General features: G+C 66.3%; 8 protein-coding genes. 1 reads left to right on the top strand and 7 read right to left on the bottom strand.

Annotated features, from left to right (window positions below; translation table 11 throughout):
- Window positions 1-712: PE family protein (locus tag DB708_RS27085; RefSeq protein ID WP_133251042.1), on the bottom strand; the 712-nt coding region annotated here is incomplete at its 3' end.
- 450 nt (window positions 713-1,162) lie between these two features.
- Between DB708_RS27085 and DB708_RS21530 the strand changes: the two genes are divergently transcribed.
- Window positions 1,163-3,205 carry an NAD(+) synthase gene (locus tag DB708_RS21530; RefSeq protein WP_108925505.1) on the top strand — a complete coding sequence of 681 codons (2,043 nt, stop codon included), beginning with the start codon at window positions 1,163-1,165 and terminating at the stop codon, window positions 3,203-3,205.
- Between the two features lie 46 nt (window positions 3,206-3,251).
- Here the strand turns inward: DB708_RS21530 and DB708_RS21525 are convergent, their stop codons facing one another.
- The 6 genes from DB708_RS21525 to DB708_RS21500 form a co-directional block, all read right to left on the bottom strand.
- Complete coding sequence (locus tag DB708_RS21525) at window positions 3,252-3,659, bottom strand: hypothetical protein (RefSeq protein ID WP_108925503.1); 408 nt, start codon at window positions 3,657-3,659, stop codon at window positions 3,252-3,254.
- 125 nt (window positions 3,660-3,784) lie between these two features.
- Entirely contained in the window at window positions 3,785-4,330 is a 546-nt protein-coding gene (locus DB708_RS21520; RefSeq protein WP_108925502.1) for a YbhB/YbcL family Raf kinase inhibitor-like protein, read from the bottom strand.
- Window positions 4,330-4,899: a LeuD/DmdB family oxidoreductase small subunit gene (locus DB708_RS21515; RefSeq protein WP_108925500.1), complete on the bottom strand. Its 570-nt coding sequence runs from the start codon at window positions 4,897-4,899 to the stop codon at window positions 4,330-4,332. Before DB708_RS21515 ends, DB708_RS21520 begins: the two co-directional genes overlap by 1 nt.
- Entirely contained in the window at window positions 4,896-6,143 is a 1,248-nt protein-coding gene (locus tag DB708_RS21510; protein WP_108925498.1) for a 3-isopropylmalate dehydratase large subunit, read from the bottom strand. The genes DB708_RS21515 and DB708_RS21510 overlap by 4 nt, the downstream gene beginning before the upstream one ends.
- Window positions 6,134-7,018, bottom strand: coding sequence for an isocitrate lyase/PEP mutase family protein (locus DB708_RS21505; protein WP_108925496.1), 885 nt, complete (start codon window positions 7,016-7,018; stop codon window positions 6,134-6,136). The genes DB708_RS21510 and DB708_RS21505 overlap by 10 nt, the downstream gene beginning before the upstream one ends.
- Window positions 7,019-7,028: 10 nt before the next feature.
- Window positions 7,029-8,459, bottom strand: a complete 1,431-nt coding sequence (locus tag DB708_RS21500) for an MmgE/PrpD family protein (RefSeq protein ID WP_108925494.1) — start codon at window positions 8,457-8,459, stop codon at window positions 7,029-7,031.
- Window positions 8,460-8,508 lie beyond the last annotated feature (49 nt).

Genomic DNA, 8,508 nt, shown 5'->3' with positions numbered 1-8,508 from the left:
CCCCACCAGCCCCGCCGGCCCCACCAGCAGACCCGGGAGTCGCAATCCCCGACACTCCACTGCCGGCTACCCCTGCAGCCGCCGCGCTTCCGGCGCCGCCAGCACCGCCAACACCCCCGGTCCCGAAGACCGCCGCACCGCCAGCACCGCCGGCACCGCCAGCACCGGCAATCGTCGTCGCGGTACCCGCAACCCCGGCCCCGCCAACGCCACCAGTGCCGCCAGCACCGAACCACCCCGCATCCCCGCCAGCACCACCGGCTTGACCCGGTCCACCCGGGGCGCCCTTACCGCCGTTACCCCACAGAATTCCGGCATCGCCGCCACGACCCCCCGGTGTCGTGGCATCCAAGCCGTCACCAAACCACGGACGCTCCGACGACGACTGGGGCCCCACACTGAACTCGTTGGCCAATCCCTCCAACTCCGCATTGGCCACTTCGGCATCGCTATACGCCAGCGCCGAGGACCGCATCGAGGCCGCAACCCGCTGCTGACCAGTCCTGGCCAGCGCATGCAGCTCCTGATACCCCTGACCATGGGCGTTCAACTGCTCCGCAATCAGCGCCGACACGCCATCGCTGCCGGCACCCACTACCCCCGTGGTCGCTACTGCCGCACTGGCACCCGCCGTGCCAAACCCCGACTCGACCCGAGCCAAATCCTGTGCCGCTCCCAACACCAATTCCGGATCCACCGACACAAACGACATAAGCCCAACCCTCCTTGTACAGAACACGGCCACTACCAGCGATTAACGAGACCGTAACAGTGGTAGAGCGCAAAGTTCCTTAGAAAACTAGAAGAATTTCCAGGTTAAAACACTGGGTCGCAGCACGCATGACGCAGGCGGAGCTACTCGAAGTCGCAGGGTTGCCCGCGAGCCTGTGTAATTAGCCTTGGCCGTCCGGGCGCTCGGGAGTTAGCAAACTTCCTTCGGCACCGTTAGCGGAGCCGTGTACCTGCCCTTCGCGGGCGCAATCGGCGCCACCAGATCGGGACGTGTGCTGTCGCAGGCGGATTCGACCAGGCCGGTGAATTACGTGCGCGCCGGACCAAATCGGCCAGCGGACCGTCACCCAGTAAGACGGCAATATCACTCACGCTGGGGTGATACCCGGCGAGTGCTCATGAACACAGAACAGGCGACAATGGAAGGGCGATGGACTTTTACAACAGCTACAGCCAGGGTTTTGTCCGAGTTGCCGCGTGCACGCACCACACCACGCTCGGCGATCCGGCGGCCAATGCTGCATCGGTGTTGCGGTTGGCCGGCGAGTGCCACGACGAGGGTGTCGCGCTGGCCGTCTTCCCTGAGTTGACGCTGTCCGGCTACTCGATCGAGGACATCGTTCTGCAAGACCTATTGCTCGACGACGTCGAAACGGCGCTGTTGGATGTTGTCGCCGCATCCGCCGATCTGCTGCCCGTCTTGGTGGTCGGCGCCCCGCTGCGTTACCGGCAGCGGATCTACAACACCGCCGTCGTCATCCACCGCGGCGTGGTGCTCGGGGTGGCGCCCAAGTCGTATCTGCCCACTTATCGGGAGTTCTACGAGCACCGCCAGATCGCGCCCGGCGACGACGAACACGGCATCATCCGCATCGGCGACATCGAGGCGCCCTTCGGCCCCGATCTGCTCTTCGAAGCGGCTGACCTTCCCGATTTCGTGCTGCACGTCGAAATCTGCGAAGACATGTTCGTGCCGATTCCGCCCAGTGCGGAAGCGGCGCTGGCCGGTGCCACGGTGCTGGCGAACCTGTCCGGCAGCCCGATCACGATCGGGCGGGCCGAGGACCGTCAACTGCTGGCCCGCTCGGCATCGTCGCGATGCCTGGCCGCCTACGTCTATGCCGCCGCGGGGGAAGGCGAATCGACGACCGATCTGGCCTGGGACGGGCAGACCATGATCTTCGAGAACGGTGTGCTGCTGGCCGAATCCGAGCGCTTCCCCAAGGGGGAGCGTCGTTCGGTGGCCGACGTCGACACCGGGCTGCTGCGCTCGGAGCGGCTGCGGATGGGCACCTTCGACGACAACCGGCGCCATCACCGGCCGTTGGCGGAGTCGTTCCGGCGCATCGAGTTTCAACTCGACCCGCCCGCCGGTGACATCGGACTACGACGCGAGGTCGAGCGCTTCCCGTTCGTGCCGGCCGATCCGCAACGACTGCAACAGGATTGCTACGAGGCCTACAACATCCAGGTGTCCGGGCTCGAGCAGCGGCTGCGTGCGCTGAACTATCCCAAGGTCGTCATCGGGATTTCCGGCGGACTGGACTCGACGCACGCGCTGATCGTCGCCGCGCACGCGATGGACCGCGAAAACCGGCCGCGCAGCGACATTCTGGCGTTCACGCTGCCGGGTTTTGCGACGGGCGAGCGCACCAAGCGCAATGCGATCGAGCTGAGCCGCGCGCTCGGTGTGACCTTCTCCGAGATCGATATTCGCGACACCGCGCAGCTGATGCTCAAGGAGATGGATCATCCGTTCGCCCGGGGCGAGAAGCTCTACGACGTCACATTCGAGAACGTCCAGGCCGGCCTGCGCACCGATTACCTGTTCCGGCTGGCCAATCAGCGCGGCGGGATCGTGCTGGGCACCGGCGATCTCTCCGAGCTGGGCCTGGGCTGGTCGACATACGGTGTCGGCGACCAGATGTCGCATTACAACGTCAATGCCGGCGTCCCCAAGACGCTGATCCAGCATCTGATCCGCTGGGTGATCTCGTCGGGGCAGTTCGAGTCCGACGTGGACGAGGTGCTGCAGTCGGTGCTCGACACCGAGATCACCCCCGAACTGATCCCGACCGGTGAGGAAGAGGAGCTGCAGAGCAGCGAGGCCAAAGTCGGACCGTATGCCCTGCAAGACTTTTCGCTGTTCTATGTACTGCGTTACGGATTCCGGCCGTCCAAGATCGCGTTCCTGGCCTGGCACGCGTGGAACGATCCCGAGCTGGGCAACTGGCCGGCCGGATTCCCCGAGGACAAGCGACCTTCCTATCCGCTCAAGGAGATCCGGCACTGGCTGCAGATCTTCGTGCAGCGGTTCTACTCGTTCAGCCAATTCAAACGTTCGGCATTGCCCAACGGTCCCAAGGTGTCTCATGGTGGTGCGCTCTCGCCGCGTGGTGACTGGCGCGCCCCGTCGGACATGTCCGCGCGCATCTGGCTCGATGAGATCGACCGCGAGGTGCCCGAAGACTAGCTCGAAGCCCGCCCGGAATTACCGAGCGGGCCAGAGCATTGGCGGCTTATGTCCGCGCGCGGCGCCAGCCTTGGTACTGCAGCTCCGCGAAGAGCAGCGTGTAGATGCCAGAGCCCAGGGTAAGGACCACGCCGGTGGCGGTCAACGGGAAGACATCGGCGAGCACCAGAACGACGGCGGCCGCGGTGTAGAGCAGGTTGCCGAGCACGACGGCCATGCCGGCGCGGCGCACCGACGGGAGAGCCGCCAGCCCGAACACGAGGACGCCGTAACTGATCAAGAACGCGGCCATGCCGTACTCGAACGCCTTCGTGGTTCCGGACACGTTGGCCAGGTAGCCGGCCAGCGGAAGGCCGGCCAGGCCGACTAGGCCGCTGATAATGGCGTCGGCGCGCATCGCGAGGCGTAGAAATCCGTCGCGAGTACCTGTGCGGTCAAGAGTGGTGGCGGACATAACGTTCCTTTCTGCTGGCGTTACCGATACCGTCGACGTTGCTCAAAAGGCACTGCCAGATCGACGCCAGGCGCTGCCAGTTACTGCCAACCGCAGGTCAGTTGGTATGCGAGCGCCGCTCGGGCCTAGCGTTCGTAGGTACCGGTGAGTGTGCCGCGGGCCAGCACATGCCCAGCCATCGCGGCCAGCAGGACCTTGGCGGTGGCGATGTCGTCCGGAATCGCCGCGTCGATCGCGAACACGTGAAAGCGGTAGCGGTGCGGGCCGTGGCCGGGAATCGGTCGCGGGCCGGCATAGCCGTGATGACCTAGATCGGCACGGATGAACCGGATCCCCGCCGTCCCCGGCTGCATTGCGCCTTCCGCGACCCGGTCTAGCGTCGGCTCGATCACGGCGACCGTGTGCAACAGCGGGCGGGGGAGCGGAACATCGACGTCGTCGATGATGAGCACCGTCCGCCGGGTCCCGGGCGGCAGCCCGTCCCAGTGCAACGGCGGCGAGGTGTTGTCACCCACACCCTTTCCCGCACTGGATGACGGCATCGCGGCGCCGTCGGCGAACGCCGTGCTGGTGACCGTGATGGATTCGGGCGCAGCAAAGTCAGCACCGGACAGCGGGCCTCGGTGTGTGCCGGCGCGCACGCCGCGCAGGAGCTTCCCCAGTACTGCCATCACGCGCCGCTTCCCGCACCGCGCATGGCGACCGCGCTCGAGCGCAGCAGGTCGCCGAGTTCGGCGGGCAGATATCCGTGCGCCGCGAGTCGGTGCATGACGCCACCGCTTTCGATGATCTCGAGAATCAGCTCGGGCAGCCTGGGCACCGTGCCCGACTCGCCGCTGCTGTCATTGCGCCAGCTGGCCTCGCTCAGGTTGAAGGTTCCCGTATCGCCCTCGCTGAACACGGCTGTGGCGTCGGGCACCGTAATCGCCGGCAGTCCGGCGTTGACGGCGTTGCGGAAGAACAGCGAATTGAATTCCTCGGCGACCAGGCCGGCGACGCCGAGCTCGGTGAACAGGGACGCGACCGGGCGCGACGAGCCGAGTCCGAAGTTCTTGCCGGCCAACACGATATCGCCCGGCGAAACCTGATCGGTCCAACCCGGACGGACCTCGTAGAAGATGTGCTTGGCGGCTTCGGGGGGATCCATTTTCATCGCGAAGGCGGGGTACATGGCGTCGGTGTTGAGGTTGTCGCCGAACACCCAGACCTTGCCTTGAAACGTCAGCGAGCTCACCGTCATGCCGCCACGCTCCTCGGGTCGGTGATGTATCCGGTGATCGCCGACGCGGCGACGGTCGCCGGTGAGGCCATGAAGATCTCGGCCTCCGTGCTGCCCATGCGCCCGGTGAAGTTGCGCGTGCTGGACGTGATGCACACCTCGCCCGGGCCGATGACCCCCATGTGGTAGCCGAAACAGGCGCCGCAGGTTGAGTTTGTGACGACGCCGCCCGCATCGGCGATGTCCTGCAGGTAGCCCAGCCGCATGGCCTCCCGGTACACCGCCTGCGATGCCGGCGTGACCAGCAACCGCACCCCGGGCGCAACCGCCTTGCCGCGCAACACCTGTGCGGCGATTTCGAGATCCTCGAGTTGGCCGTTGGCGCACGAGCCGATGAACGCCTGATCCACCTTCTGCCTGCCCAACTGCGAGACGGGCAGCCCGTTGCGGCTGACCGTTCCCGGCCGCGCCACGTAGGGTTCCAGGGCGGGCAGGTCGATGTGCCGCACGTCGTGATAGGTGGCGTCGGGATCCGGTGCCGCCGAGGCATATCCGCTGACGCCGGCGTCGTCGAGGAATCGGGCCAGCACTTCGTCGGCCTCGAAGGTGCTGAAATCGGCCGACACCTCGGCGCCCTGGGTTGCGATGGTGCGCCGGTCGTGCATCGGGATGCCGGCCAGGCCCGGCCCGCCGAATTCCAGGTTCAGGTTGGCGGCGTCGCCGTACTTGTCGGCGATATGCAAGAAAATGTCCTTGCCGCTCACCGTGTTCGGCTTGACGCCCTCGAGTTCGTAGCGGACCGTCGGCGCGACCTGGAACCAGGTGGTGCCGGTGCACATGATCGAGTACACTTCCGCGGGGCCCAGCCCGCGGGCGGCGGTGTTGTAGGCGCCGGCTGCGCAGGTGTGAGAGTCGGTGCAGGCCAAGATTTCTCCCGGCCGGGCCAGGCCGTTCTCGGCGATGACCTGGTGGCAGATGCCGTGCCGGCCGACATCGTAGAAGCGTTCGATGCCGAAATCGGCCACGAACTTGCGAGCATGCGGCCCGCCAGCGGCATCCTTGATGGTCGGTGCGGGCACCGCGTGGTCCATCACGACGGCCAGCTTGTCGGGATCGTGAATCCGGTTGGGCTGGATCCACATCGTGGCGAATTGCAGATCGATCAGCACGGTCATATCGACGTCGACGACGACGGTGTCGCCCGGCGACACGGCGTCCAGTCCGGCTTTGCGGGCGAAGATCTTTTCAATGATTGTCATGCCCATGAGGGGTCCTTCTGGGCATGCTTGGTATCAAGCTCAAGCCACTCCGACATGCCGATCAGGTTGAAGAAGTCGGCGGGGCTGCTGGGCATATGGGCAGCGACGTCGCCGCCATTGAGCTGGCAAAGACTTTGCAGCATCCCGAATGTCGCCTGCATCAGCAGGTTGCTCGGGTGGATCGCAATCGCGTAACCCAACTCCTGCAGCCGTGAAGCCGATTCCAGCGGAGTCAGCCCGCCCAGCACCAGATTGATCAGTAGGGGAGCGTCGACCTCGCGCGCGATGCGCTCGACTTCCTGCTCGTCCTGCGGCGCCTCGACGAAGATGATGTCCGCGCCCGCTTCGGCATAACGATTGGCCCGCTCGATGGCGGCGTCCAGCCCGAGCGGCGCGCGAGCGTCGGTGCGGGCCACGACCAGGAGGTCGTCGTCGGACCGGGCGTCGAGAGCGGCGGCGAGCGTTTGTTCGAACACCGCGGCATCGACGACTTGCTTGTCCGGCAGATGGCCGCAGCGCTTCGGAAATACCTGGTCTTCCAACTGAATTGCGGCGACTCCGGCCGCGTCGTAGGCGCGCACGGTGCGCACCACGTTCATCGGGGCGCCGTAGCCGGTGTCGGCGTCGGCGATCAGCGGGATATCGTCCAAGGCGCCGGTGATCATCCGGACCCGGTCAGCCATCTCGGTCGCGGTGACCAACCCGATGTCGGGCAGGCCGAATCCCGACGCGGCGACACCCGCGCCGGTCATGTACGCCGCAACGTGGCCGGTGCGTCTGGTCAGCTGCGCCGAGATGCCGTCGAAAACCCCTGGCGTGACGATGAGTTCGTGCGTGTCCAGCAGCTCTCGCAGCCGTTGGCGGGCCGGTGTGGTGGACATGGCTGTCCTTTCAGTCCAGGGCGCCCGCGACGGGCGCGGCGAGCAGGTCGGTCAGGTCGCCGGTGTCATCAAGGTTTTCCAAACCGACCACCGCCCGCTCGATGGCGTCGGCGCGTGCCCGGCTGGTCACGCGATCGGCAAGGGAATGAAACTTGGCGACGAGTTCGTCGTTGGTGACCGGATCGGTGGGTGCGCCGTGCGGCAGGTCGACGCGGGCGCGGTGCACGGCGCCGTCTCGGGTGGTCACCACGACGTCGGTGCGGAACCGCTCGGTGATCGGGGCGTTGGCGAGCGATTCGTCAAGGTGCACCGAGGTGTTGGCGATCAGCGACCAGACGTCGTCGGAGTCCAGCCGCGCCGGGGTGAACTGCTCGGGCAGCACGTTGCCGTCCAGCAGTGCCGCCGCAGTGGCGTAGCCGATATTCATCTGGGCGCCAATCGGGGTCAGCGGACGCTCCGGGACCCACCAGCCGTGCTTGTAGACGGTTTCGCCGACGATGATGTGGACCGTCGAGATATCCTCCGGCGCAACCGAACTCCGAAGCTGTCGGGCTGCGTCGATCGCCCCATGCAAGCCGCCCATCGCGGCATAGGACTTGACCATGATGAACGTGGTCTCCCAGCGCTGGCCGAGCTGGCCGGTCAGCAGTGCGGCGTCGGGATCGTGGCCCTCACCGAAAACGCTCAGGAATCCGCCATATTCACGCTCGAACACCCGCTTGATCCCGGTGTATCCGGCGGCGGCAAGCCCGGCCGCATAGAAGCCGTTGCGTGCCGCCAATCCGTGGTGCATGCGTTTGCTCATCGCCTCGTACTGCGCGGCCATCAGCCCGGCGGATTGGGTGCCGGCCAAACCGAGCGCATCCTCGAGCTGGGACGGCGGCAGACCGCGCAGCTTGCCCGACGCCATGGCCGCCGAGTGCGTGCCGAAGACCGGGCCCGAGTGCCAGCCACGGTCCAGCATCTGCGTTCCGTGCAATGTGTAGCCGACACGCGGACCCACTTCGAACCCGGCGATCGCCCCGAGGAGGAACTCGGCACCCGGCGTCGACTGCGGGCGTACCGACGCCGTCGAGAGCAGTGCCGGGATGAGCAGCGAGCAGCTGTGTAGCGGGGCCAGGGGATGGAAGTCGTCGAGCTCGAAGCCCTGGATGAAGGTGCCGTTGAGCACCGCGGCCGCGGGTGCACCGATGGTGTGGCCGGTGCCGATCACCACGGTGTCCCCGGGGCCCTCCAGCCCCAGGACCGCGCTGGTGGCGACGCGTGACCAGGGCAATTGCGCACCGACCAGGGCGCAACCCAGCCCGTCGAGCAGGAGATATTTCGCCCGCGCGCGAACATCCGGCGGGACGTCGTCGAGCGTGAGGCCGGCGACCCAGGTGGCCAATCGCCCGGTCGGGCCCGCCGGATCGGTGGCGGCTTGCTGCTGAACCGCGGTCATCGGAACTCCCCACATTGATTAGTTGTTATAGATATATAACAACTAATGC

This window comes from Mycobacterium montefiorense, from assembly GCF_003112775.1.
GTDB classification, from domain to species: Bacteria; Actinomycetota; Actinomycetes; order Mycobacteriales; family Mycobacteriaceae; genus Mycobacterium; species Mycobacterium montefiorense.
The sequence above is the reverse complement of the archived record's forward strand: the minus strand, read 5'-3'. Positions and strand labels throughout refer to the sequence as shown.

Coding starts and splice junctions, on each gene's coding strand:
- DB708_RS21530 (WP_108925505.1), top strand. CDS start 1,163: ATGGACTTTTACAACAGCTACAGCCAGGGTTTTGTCCGAGTTGCCGCG.
- DB708_RS21525 (WP_108925503.1), bottom strand. CDS start 3,659: ATGTCCGCCACCACTCTTGACCGCACAGGTACTCGCGACGGATTTCTA.
- DB708_RS21520 (WP_108925502.1), bottom strand. CDS start 4,330: ATGGCAGTACTGGGGAAGCTCCTGCGCGGCGTGCGCGCCGGCACACAC.
- DB708_RS21515 (WP_108925500.1), bottom strand. CDS start 4,899: ATGACGGTGAGCTCGCTGACGTTTCAAGGCAAGGTCTGGGTGTTCGGC.
- DB708_RS21510 (WP_108925498.1), bottom strand. CDS start 6,143: ATGGGCATGACAATCATTGAAAAGATCTTCGCCCGCAAAGCCGGACTG.
- DB708_RS21505 (WP_108925496.1), bottom strand. CDS start 7,018: ATGTCCACCACACCGGCCCGCCAACGGCTGCGAGAGCTGCTGGACACG.
- DB708_RS21500 (WP_108925494.1), bottom strand. CDS start 8,459: ATGACCGCGGTTCAGCAGCAAGCCGCCACCGATCCGGCGGGCCCGACC.